General features: G+C 71.5%; 18 protein-coding genes and 1 tRNA gene. 6 read left to right on the top strand and 13 right to left on the bottom strand.

Annotated features, from left to right (window positions below):
- Positions 1-54: 54 nt before the first annotated feature.
- Complete coding sequence (locus A6A25_RS06620) at positions 55-1,728, bottom strand: MDR family MFS transporter (RefSeq protein WP_073886886.1); 1,674 nt, start codon at positions 1,726-1,728, stop codon at positions 55-57.
- Entirely contained in the window at positions 1,728-2,243 is a 516-nt protein-coding gene (locus tag A6A25_RS06615) for a MarR family winged helix-turn-helix transcriptional regulator (RefSeq protein ID WP_073886885.1), read from the bottom strand. The genes A6A25_RS06620 and A6A25_RS06615 overlap by 1 nt, the downstream gene beginning before the upstream one ends.
- A 421-nt stretch (positions 2,244-2,664) precedes the next feature.
- Here A6A25_RS06615 and A6A25_RS06605 point away from each other — a divergent pair, with 421 nt between their 5' ends.
- A complete protein-coding gene (locus tag A6A25_RS06605; protein ID WP_241828529.1) occupies positions 2,665-3,360 on the top strand; it encodes an excalibur calcium-binding domain-containing protein in 696 nt (231 codons plus the stop codon).
- 10 nt (positions 3,361-3,370) lie between these two features.
- Entirely contained in the window at positions 3,371-4,321 is a 951-nt protein-coding gene (locus A6A25_RS06600) for a TIGR03617 family F420-dependent LLM class oxidoreductase (protein ID WP_143192992.1), read from the top strand.
- Here A6A25_RS06600 and A6A25_RS43850 read toward each other — a convergent pair.
- The gene (locus A6A25_RS43850) at positions 4,308-4,481 is read right to left on the bottom strand and encodes a hypothetical protein (RefSeq protein ID WP_158073687.1); all 174 of its coding nucleotides are present in this window, start codon (positions 4,479-4,481) and stop codon (positions 4,308-4,310) included. The two genes, A6A25_RS06600 and A6A25_RS43850, sit on opposite strands and share 14 nt — an antisense overlap.
- 177 nt (positions 4,482-4,658) lie before the next feature.
- On the opposite strand from A6A25_RS43850, the gene A6A25_RS06590 reads away from it, so the two are divergent.
- On the top strand, positions 4,659-4,949 hold the full coding sequence (locus A6A25_RS06590) for a hypothetical protein (RefSeq protein WP_073886882.1): 291 nt from the start codon (positions 4,659-4,661) through the stop codon (positions 4,947-4,949).
- Positions 4,946-5,224, top strand: a complete 279-nt coding sequence (locus A6A25_RS06585; RefSeq protein ID WP_073886881.1) for a type II toxin-antitoxin system RelE family toxin — start codon at positions 4,946-4,948, stop codon at positions 5,222-5,224. The genes A6A25_RS06590 and A6A25_RS06585 overlap by 4 nt, the downstream gene beginning before the upstream one ends.
- Positions 5,225-5,294: 70 nt before the next feature.
- Here A6A25_RS06585 and A6A25_RS06580 read toward each other — a convergent pair.
- Positions 5,295-5,368: transfer RNA gene (locus A6A25_RS06580), tRNA-Thr, on the bottom strand.
- 94 nt (positions 5,369-5,462) lie between these two features.
- Here A6A25_RS06580 and A6A25_RS06575 point away from each other — a divergent pair.
- Positions 5,463-7,067, top strand: a complete 1,605-nt coding sequence (locus tag A6A25_RS06575; protein WP_241828528.1) for a hypothetical protein — start codon at positions 5,463-5,465, stop codon at positions 7,065-7,067.
- A gap of 4 nt (positions 7,068-7,071) precedes the next feature.
- Here A6A25_RS06575 and A6A25_RS06570 read toward each other — a convergent pair whose 3' ends face one another.
- The 8 genes from A6A25_RS06570 to A6A25_RS06535 all read right to left on the bottom strand — a co-directional run bounded on the left by A6A25_RS06570 (position 7,072) and on the right by A6A25_RS06535 (position 18,423).
- Positions 7,072-8,271 carry a DNA polymerase III subunit delta' gene (locus tag A6A25_RS06570; protein WP_073886880.1) on the bottom strand — a complete coding sequence of 400 codons (1,200 nt, stop codon included), beginning with the start codon at positions 8,269-8,271 and terminating at the stop codon, positions 7,072-7,074.
- 20 nt (positions 8,272-8,291) lie between these two features.
- On the bottom strand, positions 8,292-10,319 hold the full coding sequence (locus A6A25_RS06565) for a bifunctional MFS transporter/dTMP kinase (protein WP_073886879.1): 2,028 nt from the start codon (positions 10,317-10,319) through the stop codon (positions 8,292-8,294).
- 84 nt (positions 10,320-10,403) lie between these two features.
- Positions 10,404-10,838, bottom strand: a complete 435-nt coding sequence (locus tag A6A25_RS06560; protein WP_073886878.1) for a hypothetical protein — start codon at positions 10,836-10,838, stop codon at positions 10,404-10,406.
- A 13-nt stretch (positions 10,839-10,851) separates the two neighbouring features.
- Complete coding sequence (topA, locus tag A6A25_RS06555; protein ID WP_073886877.1) at positions 10,852-13,614, bottom strand: type I DNA topoisomerase; 2,763 nt, start codon at positions 13,612-13,614, stop codon at positions 10,852-10,854.
- 127 nt (positions 13,615-13,741) lie between these two features.
- The gene (locus A6A25_RS44610) at positions 13,742-14,629 is read right to left on the bottom strand and encodes a hypothetical protein (RefSeq protein ID WP_198932593.1); all 888 of its coding nucleotides are present in this window, start codon (positions 14,627-14,629) and stop codon (positions 13,742-13,744) included.
- Between the two features lie 90 nt (positions 14,630-14,719).
- Positions 14,720-15,337 (bottom strand): hypothetical protein, encoded by a 618-nt coding sequence (locus tag A6A25_RS06545; RefSeq protein WP_073886875.1) that lies wholly within the window; start codon positions 15,335-15,337, stop codon positions 14,720-14,722.
- A gap of 44 nt (positions 15,338-15,381) precedes the next feature.
- A complete protein-coding gene (locus A6A25_RS06540; RefSeq protein WP_241828527.1) occupies positions 15,382-15,969 on the bottom strand; it encodes a hypothetical protein in 588 nt (195 codons plus the stop codon).
- 150 nt (positions 15,970-16,119) lie between these two features.
- Positions 16,120-18,423, bottom strand: a complete 2,304-nt coding sequence (locus A6A25_RS06535; RefSeq protein WP_143192991.1) for a sodium-translocating pyrophosphatase — start codon at positions 18,421-18,423, stop codon at positions 16,120-16,122.
- Positions 18,424-18,629: 206 nt separating this feature from the next.
- On the opposite strand from A6A25_RS06535, the gene A6A25_RS06530 reads away from it, so the two are divergent.
- Entirely contained in the window at positions 18,630-21,068 is a 2,439-nt protein-coding gene (locus A6A25_RS06530; protein WP_073886872.1) for a DEAD/DEAH box helicase, read from the top strand.
- Here the strand turns inward: A6A25_RS06530 and A6A25_RS06525 are convergent.
- Complete coding sequence (locus A6A25_RS06525) at positions 21,038-21,640, bottom strand: bifunctional DNA primase/polymerase (protein WP_073886871.1); 603 nt, start codon at positions 21,638-21,640, stop codon at positions 21,038-21,040. The genes A6A25_RS06530 and A6A25_RS06525 overlap by 31 nt on opposite strands.
- Between the last annotated feature and the right edge of the window lie 203 nt (positions 21,641-21,843).

Genomic DNA, 21,843 nt, shown 5'->3' with positions numbered 1-21,843 from the left:
GAAGAGGCCCGCACCCCGTTCGGGGAGCGGGCCTTTTCTCGTCGGCGGACCGGGTCAGTGCATCGCGATCGGGGCGGGCTGCTCGCCCTCCGCGTTCTCGTCCCGCACCCGCTCCAGGCCGGACCGGTTGGACAGCGGCACCTCGCGCAGGAACCAGATCACCGCGAACCCGACCAGCGTCACCAGGCTGCCGACCAGGAAGACCAGGTCGATCGACTCGGAGAAGCCGTCCAGGAACGGCCGGGCCAGCACCGGGTCGAGCGTGGTCAGGAACTCGGTGTTGTCCAGGTCGAAGCCCGTGCCGCTCTGCAGGCCGACGGCGACCTCGCGGTTCTCGGGCCGGGCCAGCGCCGCCTGGAAGTCGGGCGTGGCCGCCGCCGTGCGCAGCGCGTTGCCGATCTTGTCGCCGACCGTGCTGAACAGGATCGACAGGAACACCGCGGTGCCGACCGTGCCGCCGATCTGGCGGAAGAACGTGGCCGACGAGGTCGCCACGCCCATGTCGCGCGGCTCGGCGTCGTTCTGGATGGCCACCAGCAGGGTCTGCATGCACAGGCCGAGACCGGCGCCCAGGAAGAACATCAGCACCAGCGGCTGGAAGATCGGCGTGTCCGTGCCGACCGTGCTGAACACGAACAGCGAGAGGGTCATCAGCGCGAACCCGACCACCGGGAACACCTTGTAGCGGCCGGTCGTCGCGGTGATCTTGCCGCTCAGGCCCGCCGCCATCATGATCCCGAACGTCAGCGGCAGCATCATCAGGCCCGACTCGGTGGCCGAGTAGCCCTTGACGATCTGCAGGTACAGCGGCAGCGACACCATGCCGCCGAACATCCCGATGCCCATGATGAAGTTGATCAGGTTGCCCAGCGAGAACGTCTGGCGCCGGAACAGCCGCAGCGGCAGCAGCGCCTCGTCGCCCATCCGCCGCTCGACGAACACGAACCCGACCAGGCCCAGCACGCCGATGACGTACATGGCGATCGCGGTGCCCGACGCCCAGCCCCACTCGCGGCCCTGCTCGGCCACGATCAGCAGCGGCACCAGGCCGACGGTCAGCAGGCCGGCGCCGACGAAGTCGATCCGGTGGTTCACCCGCTGGTGCGGGATGTTGAGCACCTTGGCCACCACGGCCAGCGCCACCAGCGCGATGGGCACGTTGATCAGGAACACCCAGCGCCAGCCGGCCGTGCCCAGGAACGACTCCATGCCCGCGAACAGGCCGCCGACGACGGGGCCCGCGACGCTGGAGATGCCGAACACCGCCATGAAGTAGCCCGCGTAACGGCTGCGCTCGCGCGGCGACGTCACGTCCGCCATGATCGCCATGGCCAGCGACATCAGACCACCGGCGCCCAGGCCCTGCACCGCGCGGAACGCGGCCAGCTCGTACATCGAGTTCGCGATGCCGCACAGCAGCGAGCCCACGAGGAACAGCGAGATCGCGGTCAGGTACATCGGCTTGCGGCCGTAGATGTCGGACAGCTTGCCGTACAGCGGGGTGGAGACCGTCGCGGTGATCAGGTACGCGGTGGTCGCCCACGCCTGCAGCGTCTGGCCGTGCAGCTCGTCGGCGATGGTCTTCATGGCGGTCGCCACGATCATCTGGTCGAGCGCGGCCAGGAACATCCCGAGCAGCAGGCCGGACAGGATCGTCAGGATCTGCCGGTGGGTGAGCAGGGCGGCGCCGGGTGGCGGCGCGTCGGCTCGGGTTGTCGTTTCCGACATCACTTCTCCCCTTCTGAGCGCGGCCCCAGTCCGCTCTCAGCGATGAAATCCGGTAGCGCCTTCTCGTAGTCCCCCACGAAGCGCTCGAAGTACTCGATGAACTGCGTCCACTCCCGCGTGGACCAGTCCGTGAACAGGCGGGCCAGCACGACGTTGCGCTGGGCGCGGCGTTCGGCGAGCAGGCGTTGCCCCGCCTCGGTCACCGCGAGCACGCTCGCCCGGCCGTCCTCCGGGTCGGCCCGGCGCTCCACCAGGCCGTCCTTGACCAGCGTCGCCACCTGGCGGCTGACCGTGGAGGGGTCGGAGAACACCGCCTCCGCCAGCGCACCGGCCCGCGACGGGCCCATCTGGTTGAGGTTGGCCAGCAGCACGAAGGACGCCTTGTCCAGGCCCGCTTTGCTCATGTGCGACGCGACGCAGGCGTGCATCTTGTTCATCCGCACCAGTGCCATGCCCAGCCGGTCGGCCATGGCGAGCTCCTCGGCCCGCACCTCGTCACCCACCGGGGTCGTCATCGCACACTCCGTTTGCTTGCATCAACCAACTAGTTGCTGTGTACAAGCATGCGCTCGAACGGGTTCGCTTGGCAAACGAGTTACCCGTGACCCCGGTCTCGTGGTTACCGGGACGCCCCCGCCGCGGAGGTCGTGGCCGAGCTGGAGTCCGGCACGCGGCCGGAGTTCCCGGTCGGCGTGACGATCACCGACGCGGACGGCGTGACGACCGGCTGAGATGACCGTCGTGTGGACCCTGCGCCCGAACCGGTGACCCAGCGTGCCCGGCCGGGTGTGCCACGTGACGTGGGTAACACCCGGTCGTCGCACCGACGATGACTCGGTCATGGCAGGTAGAACCGCAGGCCCCGCGAACTCGGGGCCCTTAGCGTCCTGGCGCAAGCTCCCCCGCAAGCGCCGCGTCTTCATCACCGTCGGTGTCGTGCTGCTGTTCTTGTTCATCGTCGGCGTCACGAACCAGACGCCCGAGGACGGCACACCCCGCGCGCTCAACGCGACGGCGACCACGACGGCGACCACGACCACCACCACAACGACGACCACCACCACAACGACCACACCTCCCGTGAAGGCCGCGGAAGTCGTCGATGGCCGCACGATCACCGTGTCCGGCGGCGGTCGGGTCCAGTTGGCCGGGCTCGCGCAGCCCGGCGAGTGCTGGGGCGCGGCGGCGGTCGACTTCCTGAAGACCACGCTGACGGGCCAGGACCTGCGCGTCGTCGGCGCGACCGTGCTGCTGCCCGACGGCGTCGACCTGGCCGTCCACCTGGCGAGCAAGGGCTTGGCCCGCGCCGAGCAGGCCGCCTCCGCCGCCCTCGCCTCGGCCCAGGACGCGGCGAAGGCCGCCGGTCTCGGCCTGTGGGGCGCACCGTGCGCCGGCGCCGACACCATCGCACCGCCGCCGCCTCCCCCACCCGCGCCGAAGCCGACCTACAACCCGCCTCCGCCGCAACCCGTGCAGCCGGCGCCGCAACCCGTGCAGCCGGCACCACCGGCGAGCGCCTACTACGCCAACTGCGCCGCGGCCCGTGCCGCGGGCGCGGCACCTCTCTACGCAGGCCAACCCGGCTACCGACCGGCCCTGGACCGCGACGAGGACGGCGTGGCCTGCGAGTAGGTTGCCCGCCGTGAAGGTGGACCGGCTGGAGGACGAGTACGACCCGCGGACCGTGCTGAACGCGGCACGGTCCGCCCGGGAGCAGGGGTGCGACGGCTTCTGGCTGGCCGAGACCCGGCACGACCCGTTCGTCGCGCTGGGCCAAGTGGCCGGGCAGGTGGACGGGCTGGAACTGGGCACGTCGATCGCGGTGGCGTTCGCGCGCAACCCGATGAGCACCGCGGTGCAGGCCAACGACCTGCAGCTGCTGACCGGAGGGCGGTTCCACCTCGGCCTCGGCTCGCAGGTGGAACCGCACGTCACCAAGCGGTTCGGCATGCCGTGGTCACGGCCCGCCGCGCGGATGCGCGAGTTCGTGCTGGCCTTGCGCGCCATCTGGCACACCTGGGCCACCGGCGAACGGCTGCGGTTCCGCGGCGAGTTCTACACGCACACGCTGATGACGCCGTTCTTCGACCCGGGCCCCAACCCGCACGGTCCGCCGAAGGTGTGGCTGGCGGGCGTCGGCGAGCTGATGACCGAGGTCGCGGGCGAGGTGGCGGATGGGTTCCTGTGCCACGCCTTCACCACCGAGCGGTACCTGCGCGAGGTGACGCTGCCCGCGCTGGCGCGTGGTCGGGCGAAGGCAGGGAAGACGCTGGAAGGGCTGGAGATCAGCGGGCCGTCGCTGGTGGCGTGCGACGAGGTGGGCGTGGCCGAGGCCAGGCGGCGGATCGCGTTCTACGGCTCCACGCCCGCCTACCGCAAGGTCCTGGACCTGCACGGCTGGGGCGACCTGCACGAGGAGCTGCACCGGCTGTCGCGGCGGCAGCGCTGGGACGACATGGCCGCCGCCGTCACCGACGAGGTGCTGACCGCCTTCACCGTCGTGGGCACACCCGCCGCCGCGAGGTCCGAGCTGACCCGCCGCTACGGCGACGTGATCACCAGGATCGCCGCACCGGTCGTCAGGACCGGATGAGGTACCGGCCGCTCGGCTCCTCGCGCAGCATCCAGTGCCGGAACAACTCGGCCCGCACCCGCGCCACGGCCCGCCGCCGCACCCAGCGCCGACGCCCGACGCGTGCCGCCAGCACGGCCAGCGGCAGGGCCAGCACCGTCAGCACGACCATCGTGACCATCGCCATCACCTCCACGGTGGCAACGACACCGTCGCCCACACCTGACGCCAATGGTGAAAAGGTCACCCCGATGGAGCAGCATCGCCGACTCGGGCCGTAGTCGGCAATGGCACGACAGGGATCGGACAGAGAAGAAGGACCAAGCCGAACCGCAACCCCGGGTGCCACACTGAGGCCATGAGCGAACAGCCCGTCACCGTGTCCGTCGAAGCGTCGCCGTCTTGGACGGAAGTCGTGAGACACGCCGAGCACGGCGAGACGGTGTCGGTCATCGCCCACGGGCGCCATGTGGCCGACGTGGTGCCATCGGGTGAGTTGGACCGCCTCCGGGAGACCGTCGACGTCCTGTCGGACACCGAGCTCGTGCGTGACCTGATCGAAGGGCTGAGCGACGCGCGGGCCGGTCGCGTCTTCTCCTCCGACGACATCGCGGCTGATCTGCGGGGACGGCGAGACGCCGGCGAATGACCGCGACAGCTCCCTACCACGTCACGTTCACACCGGCCGCGCGCCGACGCATGGACAAGCTGCCTCTCACCGCCGCTGTCGCGCTCTTCGAGCACTTGACCGGCCCGGTCGCCGAGAACCCCCACCGGCTCGGCAAGCCGCTCGAAACGCCGTACGACGGCGTGTGGAGCACTCGACGCGGCGAGTACCGCGCCCTCTACGTGACTGACGACGGCAACCGAACCATCACCGTCTTGGCCGTCGCTCACCGCCGCGACGCGTATCGACGGGCCTGACCACCGACCCGTGAAGACGAATCAGGCCCGGTGCGTGGACACGCACCGGGCCTGATTCGCATCTCACCTGAGCCGCCTATCGGAATCGAACCGATGACCTGCTCATTACGAGTGAGCCGCTCTGGCCGACTGAGCTAAGGCGGCGAGACGCGACAACTATAGCCGAACTCCCCGGCGTCACCGAACCGGGGGTGGGTCGTTAGAGCAACAGTGACGGTGCTCACGCGGCGTCGTCGCGATGACGCCGCTGTCCGGGAGGTTCGACCACATGCGCCTGATGGCCGTGCCCGCCGCCGCCGTGCTGGTCGCGCTCTGCGCCGCTCCCGCCCTCGCCCAGCCGACGACGACGCCGGTGCCCGGGCCGCGTGACCCGAACCAGCCGCCGGTGTCCGCCGGGCTGCCCCTCAAGGCGCACGCGATCGGCGACGCCGGCACCGGACTCGCCGTGGTCAGGCTCGCCCCCGACTCCACCCCGACCAGCACGATCCTGCCCGGCTTCGGCGAGCAGCTGCCCAAGCAGTCGGCGGCCGAGATCGGGGTCGGGCTGGCCTCCGCCCAGGCCAACACCGAGGCGTTCCTGGCCTACGAACGGTCGGTCGCACAGGCATCGCCGCTGGGCTTCGCGGTCCAGGGCCGGGCGCCGCAGACGCCGGGCACGCTGGTGCAGACCGCTTCACCCGACAACACCGAACCCGTCACCGGCGGCCTCACGCCGCCCGCCACCCCGCTGGACACCCTGCTCAAGGTCGGCCTGCTCAACGGCAGCGTGCACGCCCGCTGGGACGACGACCTCGGCCCGTGCGTGCAACCGCTCGCCGACGCCAAGACCTCCGTGGCCTCCCTCAGCGTCCTCAACGCGATCCCGACCCTGCCCAGCACGCCGGACCTCACCGGCCTGCTCACCGGGTCCAAGCTCGACGGCGCCGGCCAACAGCTCCTGATCGACAACGTCAAGCAGCTCACCGCACCGCTCAGCCAACTCGGCGGCCTGCTCTCCGGCACGCCCGACACCGGCGCGAACGGCTCGCTGCTCAGCCTCCCCGAAACGCTCAGCGCCCACTCCACCGTCGAGCTGGTCGACCTGCCCGGCAGCGCCAACAAGGCCGTGAAGTCGACCTCCACGCTCCAGGCGGCGAGCGTCCGCCTCCTCGCCGGCACGTCCGCCGAGATCCGCGTCGACGTGGTCAGCCGGCCGACCCTCACCGCGCTGTCCACCGGCGACCAGGCCACCTCGAAGATCACCTACACCGCCCCCGTGCTGCGGGTCAGCCAGGGCGGCAAGGAACTGGGCACGCTCGACGCGGCCAACCCGAAGCTGGACGTCCCGATCGGCGTCACGGCCGGTCAGAAGCTGCCGCTGGTCGGTGTGCTCGCCGAGGGCCTGCCCAAGCTCGACATCGGTGTGCTGCGCCTGCAGATCGCGCAGCTCAACCAGAAGGACATGGTCATCGACGGCCCCCTCCAGCAGGGCGGACCCACCATCAAGGGGTTCATGCTCGGGGCCACCGCGCGCCTGCTCGACCTCCAGCTGCTGCCGACCGATGCCCTCGGTCTGCCGAACCTGCCGTCGGCGCTGGCACAGGTGTCCCTGGGTGAGCAGATCGTGCGCGCGGCGGCCCCGAGCGGCGGCGTGGTGTGCGCTCCGACGCAGGCACCGCCGGGTGGCGGTGGCCAGGCGGCACCACCGAAGCAGGGGCAGCCGCTGGCCTACACGAACGCGGCCTACAAGGCGGTCCCGATCTTCTGGACCGGCACGGCCCTGCTGCTGGTCGGCGTCGTCGTGGTCGCCGCCCTGCCCGCGCACCGCCGTCCGACGACGAAGGCGACGCCGAAGACCTCGTGACCGCTCAGCCGCGCTGGAGCGTGGTCAGCATGGCCTCGATGGCGATGCGCGGCTTCACGTTCAGCTCCAGCGCGGTCCGGCAGTTCAGCACGGCCTCCAGCCGGCGCAACGTCGACTCCGGGGTCCACGACGAGGCCGCCGTCCGCACGTCCTCGGCCCGGTCGGGGTGGTTGAGCACGGCGGGCGCGCCGGTCGCGGTCACCAGCACGTCCCGGTAGAACGCGGCCAGGTCGACCAGCGCCTGGTCCAGCGAGTCGCGCTGGGTCCGCGTGGCCCGCGACTTCTGCCGCTTCTCCAGGTCCTTCAACGCGCCCTTCGCGCCCCGTGACGCGGCGGCCGTGCCCTTGCCCGTGCCGCCGGCGCCCATGGCGGTCTCCAACGCCTCGCGCTCGGCCTGGTCACGACCCTCGTTCGCGGTCTGCGCGTCACCCTCGGCGGCCGACACGAGCTGGTCGGCGCAGGTGAAGATGTCCGCCGGCCTGCGCAACGCGGTCGGGATCCGCAGCACGGCCTCGCGCCGGGCCCGCGACTGCTCGTCGGTGGCCAGCCGCCGCGCCCGGCCCACGTGCCCCCCGCACACCGACGCCGCCCACGACGCCACCTCCGGCGCCACGCCCTCGTCCTCCAGGGCCGACGCGATCGCCGCCGTGCGCGGCGTGGCCAGCGACACGACCCGGCACCGCGACCGGATGGTCACCGACACGTCGTCGGGGTGGTCCGACGGCGCGCACAGCAGGAACACGGTCCGCGGCGGAGGCTCCTCGACCGCCTTGAGCAGCGCGTTCGCCGCGCCCTCGGTGAGCCGGTCGGCGTCGGCGATGATCACCACCTGCCAGCGCCCGGACGTCGGCCGCCGGGCCGAGACCTGCACCAGCGACCGCATCTCGGCCACCGAGATCGACAGGCCCTCGGGTGAGACCACCCGCACGTCGGCGTGCGTGCCGGCCAGCGCCGTGTGGCACCCGGCGCACGAGCCGCAGCCCGGCCGGTCGTCCACGGCGGTGCACTGCAACGCGCCGGCGAACGCCCGTGCCGCCACCGAGCGGCCCGACCCGGGCGGGCCGGTGAACAGCCACGCGTGGGTCATCGCACCCGGCGCGGGCGACCCTCCCGCCACGATCGACGCGGCGGCCTCCGCCGCCGCCGACAGCACCGCGACCGCCTCGGGCTGGCCGACGACGTCGCCCCACACACCACGGTTCACCAGGCGACCGTACCGATCCGTCAGGGGGTCTCCGCCACCGGCTTGGCCGGCATCCTGGTCCGCTTGGCCAGCAGCGGCAGCACCGCGGTCCGCACCCGGTCGGCCACCTCGTCCTCGGTGCCGTCGGCGTCGACCACGACGTACCGCTCGGGGTCGGCCGAGGCCATGTCGGTCAGCAGCTTCTGCACCCGCCAGTGGTGCTCGACGGTGTCCAGCGTGCCGCCGGAGGCGCGCATCTGCGAGGGCATCCGGTCCAGCAGCACGGTCACGTCCGGCCGCAGCCGCCCGGTGGCCCAGTCGACCAGGCCCTCCACCTCGCGCGGTTCGACGCTGCCCGCCGCGCTGAAGTGCGCCAACGGGCTGTCCACGTACCGCTCCATGACGACCAGCGCGCCGTTGTCCAGCGCCGGCCGCACCTCGCGTTCCACCACGTCCGCCCGCACGGCGGCGGCCACCAGGGCGTGCGCCCGGACCCCGGCCAGGTCGGCGGTCGACAGCAGGTTGCGCAACCGCTGCTCGTCCAGGTCGGGGTCGGAGGCGAGCACGACCTCGCGGCCGGTCTCGCGCAACGCCTGGGCCAGCCTCCTGGCCTGCACGGACGTGTCGTGCCGGGTGTCGCCCTCGACCGCGATGAGCAGGCCGCCGGTGCGCCGTGCCCGCCCGCGCAGCGCCGCGAACAGGTCGGACAGGATCGGCTCGGACCGCCGGTTGTCCATCTGCTGGTAGGCGATCAGCCCGAGCAGCGCGGCGATCACGCCCGCGCCGAACAGCACCGGGCGGGTGCCGTCCACCAGCATGGGGTGGCCGAAGATCGTGACCGTGCGCTTCTGCACCAGCGTGACCAGCAGTGGCGCGGTGGCCGACGCGGCGAACAGCACCACCTTGAGCAGCGACTGGAGCAGTGCCACGGTCCGGCCGCGCATCGCGTCCTCGACCTGCGAGCCGACGATGGTCAGGCCGGTGAGGAACGCCATGCCCGCCGACGCGCCGACGCAGGCCACCGCGATCAGCGCCACCCACAGGTGCGGCGCGAACGCCACGAACAACAAGCTCAGGCCCGCGACCAGGATCGTCAGCCCGAACAGCCGGTCGTAGGGCAGCCTGCGGGCCATCCGCGGCGCGGTCGCCATGCCCAGCGCCAGGCCCGCGAACACGGCCACGAACAGCAGGCCGAACGTGGAGTCGCCGCCCAGCAGCGACTGCGAGTACGGGGTGGCCGTGCCGATCACCGCGCCGGCCGCCGCGAACGCGCCGATCATGCCGATGACCAGGCCGCGGACCAGCGGGGTGCGGGCCGCGTACTTCATGCCGTCGCGCAGCATGGCGAAGAAGCCGGGCGCCTCGCCGTTCTCCCGGGTGCGCTTGACCGCGGCGATCCGGCCGGACAGCTCCGGGATCCGGGTCGCCACGATGATGGCCGACGTCACGTACAGCGCGCCGTTGACCATGACCGCGATGGTCGCGATGCGGAACTCGAGGTTGCTGTTCTGCAGGCCGAGGTAGCCGGGGATGCCGGAGATGATCGAGTACAGGCCCGCGCCCGAGATCACCGAGATGCCGTAGGTCATCACCAGGCCGAGCTGGTTGGCCGTCTCCACCTGGTCCGGCCGGCGCAGCAGGTTCGGCACCGCCGAGTCCTTGGCCGGGATCCACAGCATCGCGCAGCAGCCGACCAGGAAGTTCGCGATGAACAGCCACCAGGCCGTGCCGACCAGCGCGATCGAGATGAACAGGCCGCCGCGCAGCAGGTCGCAGACCACCATGATCTTGCGGCGGTCGAACCGGTCGGCGAGCACGCCGCCGAGCGGCGCGAACAGGATGCCGGGCAGCAGCTGGGTCAGCACCACGAGGCTGAGCGAGAAGCTCTGCCACTGGTAGCTGTCCATCATCTTGGTGACCAGGCCCGTCAAGGCCAACAATGACAGCCAGTCACCAACGCTGCACAGATAGGTGACACCCCAGAGCCTGCGGAACGGCCGGATCGCCAACACGCTGCGAATCCGGTGGCTGGTCGAGGCCGCTGTGCCGCCGTCTTGGATGGTGCTCACCCCCGCCGATGCTGCAGGCAGTAAGGGTAGCCGGACCGATTCACCCGCCAGACCACATCCGCCGAACGGGTGACCGAAGCGAGATCATCGCAGGAGGTCGACCACGGCTTCGATGATCTCACGCACCACGTTGAACAGCAGCCCGCTGAGCGTGACGAGCACGACGAGGCACCCGATCAGCCCACCCTTGCTCTTCTTCGGCCCCGGCGGCGCGGACGGCTGCGGCGCGGGGGCCTGCTGACGGGCCGGTCCGGCGTGGGGCACGTGCGCGGCGGGCTCACCCGACACCTGCCGCACCGGCGGCCGTGCCTGCGCACGAACGGGCGCACGACGGGTCGGCGTCACCGCGACGTCGGGCGGCGGGAGCACCGGCGGCACCACGGCCGGCGCCGGTGTCCCGGGCGGCCGGTAGTGGTGCTCGCCGGTGACCAGGCCCGCGAGCGGGTCCGGGTACAGCGGAGGGGGCGGTGGCGGCTGCGTGCCGTCGTAGCCGAACCGGCCGGCACCTGAACCGTCCACCGCCCCATCTCCTCTAGCTCTTGGACTTCGCCGGAGCCTTCTTGCGCGCGGGCGCCTTCTTGGCCGCCGGTGCCTTCTTCTTCGTCGTCGGCCCCTTGGCCCGCTTCTCGGCCAGCAGCTCGGCCGCCCGCTCGTCGGACAGGCCCTCGACGCTGTCCGACTTGCGCAGCGAGGCGTTCGTCTCGCCGTCGGTCACGTACGGGCCGAACCGGCCCTCCTTGACCACCATCGGCTTGCCCGAGACCGGGTCCGCGCCCAGCTCCTTCAACGGCGGCGCGGCGGCGGCCCGGCCGCGCTTCTTCGGCTCGGCGTAGATCTTCAGCGCCTCGTCGAGGGTGACCGTGAACAGCTGGTCCTCGCTGGTCAGCGACCGCGAGTCGGTGCCCTTCTTCAGGTAGGGCCCGTACCGGCCGTTCTGCGCGGTGATCTCCGCGCCGGTCTCCGGGTCCTTGCCGACCACGCGCGGCAGCGAGAGCAGCCTGAGCGCGTCGTCCAGCGTGACCGTGTCCAGCGACATCGACTTGAACAGCGAGCCGGTGCGCGGCTTCGGCGCCTTCTTCGTGCCCTCCGGCGCCTCGGGCAGCACCTCGGTCACGTACGGGCCGAACCGGCCCTCCTTGGCCACGATCTCGTGCCCGGTGACCGGGTCGTTGCCCAGCGAACGCCCCTCCTGCGGCGTGGCGAACAGCTTCTCCGCGATCTCGCGGTTGAGTTCGTCCGGCGGCAGGTCGTCGGGCAGGTTCGCCCGCTGCGCGGCCACCGTGCCGTCCGGGCCCTCGACCTCGCGCTCCAGGTACGGCCCGTAGCGGCCGACCCGCACGTACACCGTGCGGCCGTCCAGGTCGGGGAACAGCGGGATCGAGTTGACCTCGCGGGCGTCGATCTCCTCGACGCTGGAGCCGACCAGCTTCTTCAGCCCGCCGGACCGGCCGACCGACGACTCCGGGCCGACGTTGCCGCCGAAGTAGAACCCGGACAGCCACGTGGTGCGCTCCTGGCGGCCGGCGGCGATGCCGTCCAGCTCGTCCTCCAGCGCGGCGGTGAAGTCGTAGTCGACCAGCCGGCCGAAGTGCTGCTCCAGCAGCCCCACCACGGCGAACGCCACCCACGACGGGACCAGGGCGGAGCCCTTCTTCCACACGTAGCCGCGGTCCTGGATGGTGCTGATGATCGAGGCGTAGGTGGACGGGCGGCCGATGCCCAGCTCCTCCATCGTCTTGATCAGGCTCGGCTCGGTGAAGCGCGGCGGCGGCGAGGTCGAGTGGCCGTCCGGGGACAGCTCGGCCGCGAGCACCGACTGGTCCTTGACCAGCTGCGGCAGGCGCGACTCGACGTCGTCGGACTCACCGCCCGCCTCCGAGTCGACCGTCTCCACGTAGGCCTTGAGGAAGCCCGGGAACGTGATCGTGCGGCCGGAGGCGGCGAACGTGACGTCCTCGCCCCCCGCCGTCGTTCCGGAGATCCGCACGGACGTCGTGTTGCCGCGGGCGTCGGCCATCTGGGAGGCGATCGTGCGCTGCCAGATCAGCTCGTACAGCTTGAACTCGTCGGACTCCAGCTCACGGGCGACCTGGCCGGGGGTGCGGAACACCTCACCCGCCGGGCGGATGGCCTCGTGCGCCTCCTGCGCGTTCTTGACCTTGCGGGTGTACTGGCGGGGCTCCTTGGACACGAACTGCGAGCCGTACAGCTCGGTGGCCTGTGCCCGGGCCGCCGCGATCGCGGTCTCCGACAGCGTGGTGCTGTCGGTGCGCATGTAGGTGATGTAGCCGTTCTCGTACAGCTTCTGCGCGGTGCGCATGGCGCGGTCCGCGGAGAACCGCAGCTTGCGGCCCGCTTCCTGCTGGAGCGTGGAGGTCATGAACGGCGCGTACGGCTTGCGCGAGTACGGCTTCTCCTCCACCGAGGACACCGTCATGGTGGCGTTGACCAGGCCTTCGGCGATCGCCGTCGCCTGCGCCTCGTCCAGCACGCGGACGTCCGCTCCTGCCTTGAGCCTGCCGTCCGGCCCGAAGTCGCGCCCCGCGGCGAGGCGGGTGCCGTCGACCGCGACCAGGCGGGCGCCGAACGTGCGCGGCGAGGCGTCCTCGCCCGCGTCCATGGTCGCCGAGACGTCCCAGTACGAGGCGGTGACGAACTTCATCCGCTCGCGCTCGCGCTCGACCACGATCCGGGTCGCCACGGACTGCACGCGGCCCGCCGAGAGCTTCGGCATGACCTTCTTCCACAGCACCGGGCTGACCTCGTAGCCGTAGAGGCGGTCGAGGATGCGGCGGGTCTCCTGGGCGTCGACCAGGTCCTGGTCCAGGTCGCGCGGGTTCGCGGCGGCGGCGAGGATCGCGGGCTCGGTGATCTCGTGGAACACCATCCGGCGGACCGGGACCTTGGGCTTGAGCGTGTCCAGCAGGTGCCAGGCGATGGCCTCGCCCTCGCGGTCGCCGTCTGTCGCGAGGTAGAGCTCGTCGACGTCCTTGAGCAGCTCTTTCAGCTCCGCGACGGTCGCCTTCTTGTCCGGCGTGACGACGTAGAGCGGCTCGAAGCCGTGGTCCACGTCGACCCCGAGGCGTGCCCACGACATGCCCTTGTACTTCGCGGGCACGTCGGCCGCGCCGCGGGGCAGGTCCCTGATGTGCCCCTTGGATGACTCCACGACGAAGTCGTTGCCGAGGTAGGACGCGATCTTCCGCGCCTTCGTGGGCGACTCGACGATCACCAACCGCCGGTTGCCGCTCGCTGATCCCCCGTTTGTCTTCCTCGCCCGTGTCGATCCAGCCACGCCGTCCCGCTCTCTTCGAACACTGTGTCCCGACCCGCCAGTGTGCACTGTCCTTTGTCGCCGCATGGGCAGCCCTGGTCGGGACAGGGTGACACAACTGTGCCGGATCCTCCGCCAACCTGACGCGCTACGCGGCCGGCCAGGTGCGTTCCGCGACGCCCCGCGGCGCACGTCCGACCAGCTCGGCGAGCCGTTCGAGCCGCCGCCTGCCGACGACACGCAGCGCCGGCCCCCCGGCTCTGCCGGTCAAGAGTGTCGAGGGCAGGCCCGACGTGGCCAATGCTTTTCGCAACGCTTCGTGCGTGTCGGGTGCCTCGGGGTCGAGGCCGAGGAGGTACCCGGAGCCCGACTCGACCCACCGGCCGGACGCGAGCGCCCACAGCCGCAGGGCCGCGCCGTCGAGGGTGAACTCGGGCGGGACGACCTTGCGGTCGCCGTCGAGCCAGTGCGCCGCCAACCCGGCCAGGTCGGTGCGGAAAGCCGTCGTGACCTGCCACGACTCGGTGAACTCGGGCTCCACCGCCTTGGGCTCCTCGGACTCGACCGGCCCGGGCTCGACCACGGGCTCCACGACCTCGGCGTCCGGCTCGGGTGCCGCCGGTCGGCTCCGGCCCGATCCGATCACCACGGGCGCGAAGCCGTCCGGCTCGTCGTCGACCGGGTCGTCGAGCACCTCGTCCAGCGGATCGCCCGGGGCGATCCCCTCCGCCACCGACTCGAGCTCGGCGGGCTCCTCGGCCACCGGCTCGTCCCCCGGCTCGTCCGGTGTGGCGCCGTCCTCCTCGGCTTCGGCCTTCACCGGCGTCCTGACCAGCTCGGACCTGGCCTGCACGCCGCGCTCGGCCAGCGCCGCCACCACCGCGGCGGCCCGGTCCCGGGTGTCGACGGTCACCGACACCCGGGCCGCACGTCCACGGGCGAAGCCCAGCGCCCGGCCGGGCCCGCACAGCAGGCCCGCCAGGTCACCGACGCAAGGCTGTCTCGCCTCGGCCGAGTAGAAGGACAGTTGCCCCACGGACACGCAGCGTAGAACACACGTTCGACCTCGGCCAGTCTCCGAAGGGCTGAACCACCGACCCCACCGGTCTCAGCAGTCCCAGCGGTGTCAGCCGCCGAGGCCCGTCACCGTCTTCGACAGCTCCACGCACTGCGGGGCCTTCCCGTAGGCGTCGGCGAGCTGCGGGTCCTGCTGCACCTTCTTGATGTGCTCCTGCAGCTTGGACGGGTCGGACTGGTCGCCGCCCAGCCGCTCCAGCTTGGCGTCGAAGTCCGGGTCGGCCGGGTCGAGCCCCGCCAGCCCCGTGTTGACCTCGGTCAACGACTTGCCGGAGTCGGTGAAGAACTTGACCAGCTCATCGTGCAGCTCCCGGGCCTCGGCCGACGGCGCGCCGAGGCCCTCGAGCTTCGCGCCCGCCGCGGTCATCGACTTGCCCGCCTTGCCGCTGTACTCGAGCAGCGCGGCTTTCTGCACGGCCGGGTCCTCCGCGCCGCCCTCGAACATCGTCTTCAGCATGGCCAGCACGCCCTCGACCGCGGGCCCGATGCCCTCGCAGAACGTGCCGGTCCACTCGACCGGGTCGGCGTCGGCCGCCGCGGCCTTGGTCGTGGTCGTGGTGGTCGCCGGAGAACCGGACGTCGGAGACGGCGAAGCGCCACCGCCGCCGCACGCGGCCGTAACCAGGACGGCGGCGAACACGCCGGCGAGCGCGACACGGTGCTTCACGGAAGTCCCCCAGATAGGGTGAAAAGAGGTGAGGGGGCAACCTACTACGTGGTCGGCTGCGGCGACTCCGACGGTTGCAGCCTCCGCAGGCTCTGGCAGGCAGGCGCCTTCTGGCTCGCCGCAGCCAGTTCCGGCACCGACTCCAGCTGCTTCAGCGGCGCGACGAGTTCATCCAGCCGGGTGATGGCCTCGCCGGCGGCCTGGAGCCCGCCGACCGGGTCGTTGGCGTCCGCCGCCTCGATGGCCGCCTTGGCGTCGGTGAAGTTCTTCGCGATGCCGGCGAACGTCGCCGCCATCTGCTCGACCTGCTGGTCACCGCCCGCCACCGGCGACGGCCCGACCTCGCGCAGCTTGGTGGCGGGCTGGTTGTACGCCTCCGCCATCTGGCCCATGTACACGGCCATGTCGGCCTTGCCCTTCGCGGGGTCGTTCGGGTCGATCTGCGGCGGCGTCCTGGTCACCGAGGCGAACGACGCCGTCGCCGTGCACACCTTGTCCATGTACGCCACCGCGGCCTCGTCGGACGGCGTCGCGGACGTCGCCGACGTGGGCGCGGTGGACTCGTCCCCGGACCCGCACCCGGCGACCGCCACGACCACGGCGGCCGAGGCGAGCAGCGGAATCAGTCTCATCAGGGGGCTCCCCATCGTTCTGCGCGACAGTGCCGGTCGTCACCGAACAGTGTGCCCCCATCCGGGCGCGTCCACCCGGCCTACCCGGACGTGCGAGGGCGGGGTGCCTCCGACCGCGGCACCCCGCCCTAGTGCGGCACTAGCCACACGTCACGCGGAGGTGGTGGCCTCCGCCGGGGTGTCCGCGATGGCCGTGCCGCGCCGCTTGGACACGACCACGGCCGCCACGATGACCACCGCCGCGACGATCGCGATGGCGTAGCGGATGCCCGCCGACTCGCCCGTGCCGACGCTGAAGCCGACGATGGCGGGCGCGATCAGCACCGAGACCAGGTTCATCACCTTGATCAGCGGGTTGATGGCCGGACCGGCGGTGTCCTTGAACGGGTCGCCGACGGTGTCGCCGATGACCGTCGCGGCGTGGGCGTCGGAGCCCTTGCCGCCGTGGTTGCCGTCCTCGACCAGCTTCTTCGCGTTGTCCCAGGCGCCACCGGAGTTGGCCAGGAACACCGCCATCAGCGTGCCGGTGGCGATCGCACCGGCCAGGTAGCCGGCCAGCGGGCCGACGCCCAGGCCGAAGCCGACCGCGATCGGCGCCAGCACCGCGAGCAGGCCGGGGGTGGCCAGTTCGCGCAGCGAGTCCTTCGTGCAGATGTCGACGACCTTGCCGTACTCCGGCTTGACCGTGCCGTCCATGATCCCGGGGTTGTCGCGGAACTGGCGGCGCACCTCGAACACGATCGCGCCCGCCGCGCGCGTCACCGCGTTGACCGCGAGACCGGAGAACATGAACACCACGGCCGCGCCGATCAGCACGCCGACCAGCACGTTCGGGCTGAACACCACGTTGCTGAACGACACCGGGACCTCGCCGAGGCCCACCTGCACGTCCCGCAGCGCCTGCTCGATGGCGTCCTTGTAGGAGCCGAACAGCGCGGTCGCCGCCAGCACGGCGGTGGCGATCGCGATGCCCTTGGTGATCGCCTTGGTGGTGTTGCCGACCGCGTCCAGCTCGGTGAGGATCTGCGCGCCCTCGCCGTCCACGTCACCGGACATCTCGGCGATGCCCTGCGCGTTGTCGGAGACCGGGCCGAAGGTGTCCATGGCCACGATGACGCCGACCGTGGTCAGCAGGCCGCAACCGGCCAGCGCGACCGCGAACAGCGACACGACCACCGAACCGGACAGCAGGAACGCGCCGTAGACCGCGCCGCCGATGACCAGCGCGGTGTAGACCGCCGACTCGAAGCCGACCGAGATGCCGGACAGGATGACGGTCGCCGCGCCGGTGAGCGAGGTGCGGCCGACCTCCTTGACCGGCTTGTGCTCGGTGCCGGTGAAGTAGCCGGTCAGCCACAGGATGACGCCCGCCAGCACGATGCCGATGATCACCGCGACGGCGGCGATCAGGGCCGGGTTGCCCGGGGTGCCCGCGATCTCCTCGGACACGCCCGCCAGGCCCGCGAACGAGCTGGGCAGGAACACGAACGCCGCCACCGTGCACAGCACCGCCGAGATGACCGCCGAGATGTAGAACGAGCGGTTGATCGCGGTGAGGCCGTTCTCGCCGGTCCTGGCGCTGGTGATGTAGACGCCGATGACCGCGGTGAGCACGCCGATCGCCGGCACGATCAGCGGGAACAGCAGGCCCTTCGCGCCGAACGCGGCCGTGCCGAGGATCAGCGACGCCACGAGGGTCACGGCGTAGGACTCGAACAGGTCGGCCGCCATGCCGGCGCAGTCGCCGACGTTGTCGCCCACGTTGTCGGCGATGGTCGCGGCGTTGCGCGGGTCGTCCTCGGGGATGCCCTGCTCGACCTTGCCGACCAGGTCCGCGCCGACGTCGGCGGCCTTGGTGAAGATGCCGCCGCCGACCCGCATGAACATGGCGAGCAGGGCCGCGCCGAAGCCGAAGCCCTCCAGCACCCGGGGTGCCTGGCCGACGTAGACGAACACGACCAAAGCCGCGCCGAACAGGCCGAGGCCGACGGTGAACATGCCGACCACGCCGCCCGTGCGGAACGCGATCCGCATGGCCTTCTCGCGACCGCCGTTCTCCTTGGCCGCGGCGGCGACGCGCACGTTCGCGCGGGTCGACAGCCACATGCCCAGGTAGCCGATGACGGCGGAGAAGCCCGCACCGACGAGGAAGAACAGCGACCTGCCGATCCGTTCCCCGATGTCCTCGGCGGGCAACGCGAACAGCAGCACGAACACGATGACGACGAAGATGCCGAGCGTTCGGAACTGCCGGTTGAGGTAGGCCGCCGCGCCCTCTTGGACCGCCTTGGCGATGTCCTGCATCTTGGAGGTGCCCTGGCCCGCGGCCAGTACCTCCCGGAGCAGCACGTAGCCCACGGCCAGGGCAGCCAGGGCGACCACGGCGACCACGGCGACGAGGCCGCGATCACCTCCGGAGAGCTCTAGGCCCTCCGCGAGGAATTGCCGGGACATCCGTCCTCCTGGTGAGTTTTCCAAGCCCAATGTCAGGGCCACCCCGCTGCTGTGAGGCGGGTCACTCACGCGACTGTCAGCCCCGACACAACGTGATGCACCCCTCAATTGGATGCGATAGCGGCGGAGTCTATTCATAGGACGCAAGTAGGCAACGGGGCGTCCCGATCCGTACACACACCGTTATCCGCAGAGGCAGGGTCCGGATGTCGGACAGGTGTGCGAAGCTGCGCCACGTGGCGAACCAGGGACGACGTTTGCTGGACCGGGTCCTCGCCGGTGTTCCGGCGGGCGAATCGCCGTTGACGCACACCCAAGACCAGCCGGCACGGCCCGCGCAGCCCGTGCCGTGGCCGTCGTGGGCACCGGCGCCGGTGGTGTCCGCGCTGGTGGAGCGGGGTGTAGTCCATCCGTGGCGGCACCAGGCGGAAGCGGCGACGCACGCGTGGTCCGGATCACACGTCGTCGTGGCTACGGGCACCGCTTCGGGTAAATCGCTGGCGTACCAATTGCCTGTCTTGAGCGCGTTGACAGTTGATCCGAAGGCAACAGCCCTGTACCTGTCACCGACGAAGGCGTTGGGCGCCGACCAGTTGAGATCGGTGACCGGTTTGGGCGTGCCGGGCGTACGCGCCGCGTCGTTCGACGGCGACACCCCGATGGCGGAACGCGATTGGGTGCGCGCCCACGCCAACTGGGTGTTCAGCAACCCCGACATGCTGCACCGCGGTGTGCTGCCCAACCACGCCAGGTGGATCAGGTTCCTGCGCAGGCTGTCGTACGTGGTGGTCGACGAATGCCACACGTACCGGGGTGTTTTCGGCTCGCACGTGGCGTTGTTGCTGCGGCGGTTGCGCAGGGTGGCGCGGCGGTACGGCGCGGACCCGGTGTTCGTGCTGGCGTCGGCGACGGTGGCCGATCCGGCGGCGTCGGCCTCGGCGCTGCTGGGCGCGGACGTGGCGGCGGTGACGGAGGACGGGTCGCCGCGGGCCGGGCGGACGGTGGCGTTGTGGGAGCCGCCGCTGCTGGACGACCTGGAGGGCGAGAACGGGGCGCCGGTGCGGCGGTCGGCGGGCGCGGAGACCGCGCGGATCCTGGCCGACCTGGTGGTGGAGGGCGCGCGGTCGTTGGCGTTCGTGCGGTCGCGGGTGGGGGCGGAGCTGACCGCGTTGGGCGCGCGTCGGGTGCTGTCGGAGGTCGACCCGTCGCTGACCTCGCGGGTGGCCGCGTACCGGGGCGGGTACCTGCCGGAGGAGCGGCGGGTGTTGGAGCGGGCGGTGTCGTCGGGCGAGCTGCTGGGCGTGGCGACGACGAACGCGCTGGAGCTGGGCGTCGACATCGTCGGGCTGGACGCCGTGGTGGTGGCCGGGTTCCCGGGCACGCTGGCGTCGTTCTGGCAGCAGGCCGGGCGGGCGGGGCGGACCGGGGACAGCGACGCCCTGGTGGTGTTCGTGGCGCGGGACGACCCGTTGGACACCTACCTGGTGCACAACCCGTCGGCGGTGCTGGACAAGCCGGTCGAGGCGACGGTGCTGGACCCGACGAACCCGTACGTGCTGGAGCCGCAGTTGGCGTGCGCGGCGGCGGAGCTGCCGTTGACGCCGGAGTCGCTGGACGCGTTCGGTGGTGACGCGGCGCTGGCCGTGCTGGAGGACATGACGGCGCGGCGGGTGCTGCGGCGGCGGCCGAACGGCTGGTACTGGACGTCGCACGACCGGCCGCACGCCCACGTGGACATCCGCGGGTCCGGTGGCGAGCAGGTCGTGGTGGTGGAGGCCGACTCGGGGCGGATGCTCGGCACCGTCGACCCGGGTTCGGCGTGCTGGCAGGTGCACTCGGGTGCCGTGTACCTGCACCAGGGCGAGTCGTACGTGGTGGACGAGCTCGACCTGGACGCCGGTCTGGCGATGGTGCACGCGGAGAAGCCGGACTGGACGACGACCGCCCGTGACACCAAGGACATCTCGGTGGTGCGGGTGTTGGAGAAGCGCTCGTTCGAGGGGGTGACGGTGTGCCTGGGCGAGGTGGAGGTGACCTCGCAGGTGGTCGGCTACCTGCGCAAGCTGCCATCCGGCCAGGTGATCGACTCGGTGCCGCTGTCACTGCCCGCGCAGACGTTGGTCACGCGGGCGGTCTGGTACACGGTGTCGGCCGAACTGTTGGGCACTGCGTCGTTGGGCGCTGGTGATGGGCACAGTGCGCCGGGGGGCGCCGGTCTGACTCCGGCGCGCGTCCCCGGCGCACTGCACGCCGCCGAACACGCGGCGATCGGCCTGCTACCGCTCTTCGCGACCTGTGACCGCTGGGACATCGGCGGAGTCTCGACCGCGCTGCACCAGGACACCGGGGAGGCGACGGTGTTCGTGCACGACGGTCATCCCGGGGGAGCCGGGTTCGCCGACCGCGGGTTCGACGCGGTAGTCCCGTGGTTGGTCGCTACTAGGGAGGCCATCGCGGCTTGCGCGTGTCCGGCCGGGTGCCCGTCCTGCGTGCAGTCGCCGAAGTGCGGGAACGGCAACGATCCGCTGGACAAGGCGGGCGGTGTGGCCGTGCTGGACGTCGTGCTCGGGGTGGTCGGGGAGAGACACCACGACGTCCAACACGGCCACGTCGATCACGACCGGTCGGCGGCGACCAGGCCGTAGTCGGAGGTGCGGTCGGCGGCCTGGAGCAGGGCGTCGCGGACCACGTCCACGTGCGGCAGGTGCCACGCGCAGATCTGCGGCTTGACCCGCCAGTGCACCACGCCGACCTGGCCGGGGCTGGGCGGCAGCGGGACGTACTCGCCCTGGCCGTAGTGCGTGACGTCCGGGTCGGTGATCGGCGTGCCACCGGAGGCGACCAGGAACATCCAGCGGCCTTCCGGGGTGGCCACGATCGGCACCGGGATGCCCGCCGCGCGCAGCTCGACCGCGGCCCGGCGGCCGAGGTCGGCGCTCACCTCGACGGCGTCCACGCCGTGGCCGGTGGCCAGCAGGATGCTGTAGGAGTGGCCCGCCCACCAGGTGGCGACCTGCTCCGCCTTGGTGCCGATGCGCTCCTGCCAGTCGTGGTGCACCGGGACGGGCCCGCTGTCCTCGACGCCGTCACGCCCGGCCCACCGGTCACCCGCCGGATAGGTGCCCGGCAGCACAGACCACCCGTGCCACGCGAGGTTGACCGCCTCTGCGCGCAGCTCGATGCGGAAGGCCCCGCGCCAGCTATCCGACCACTCCATCTTTCGTTCGCCTCCTGCGTTCTGCGTCCACGACACCGTGTCGCGCGTTGTTCGACACCGTGTCGGTGCCACCACTTGAACTAACGCCATGACCGGCGGTTTTGGTAAGCGCTTGTCGGTCACTGGTCGTTGTGGCACGGCGAGCGCGGTCGGCGGGGGCGGCCGGCAGAACGGCGTGCGGGCCGCTCACCCACCGTGAAGCC

Origin of the sequence: Saccharothrix sp. CB00851 (genome assembly GCF_001905065.1) — a bacterium.
Taxonomy (GTDB): Bacteria; Actinomycetota; Actinomycetes; order Mycobacteriales; family Pseudonocardiaceae; genus Actinosynnema.
The sequence above is the reverse complement of the archived record's forward strand: the minus strand, read 5'-3'. Positions and strand labels throughout refer to the sequence as shown.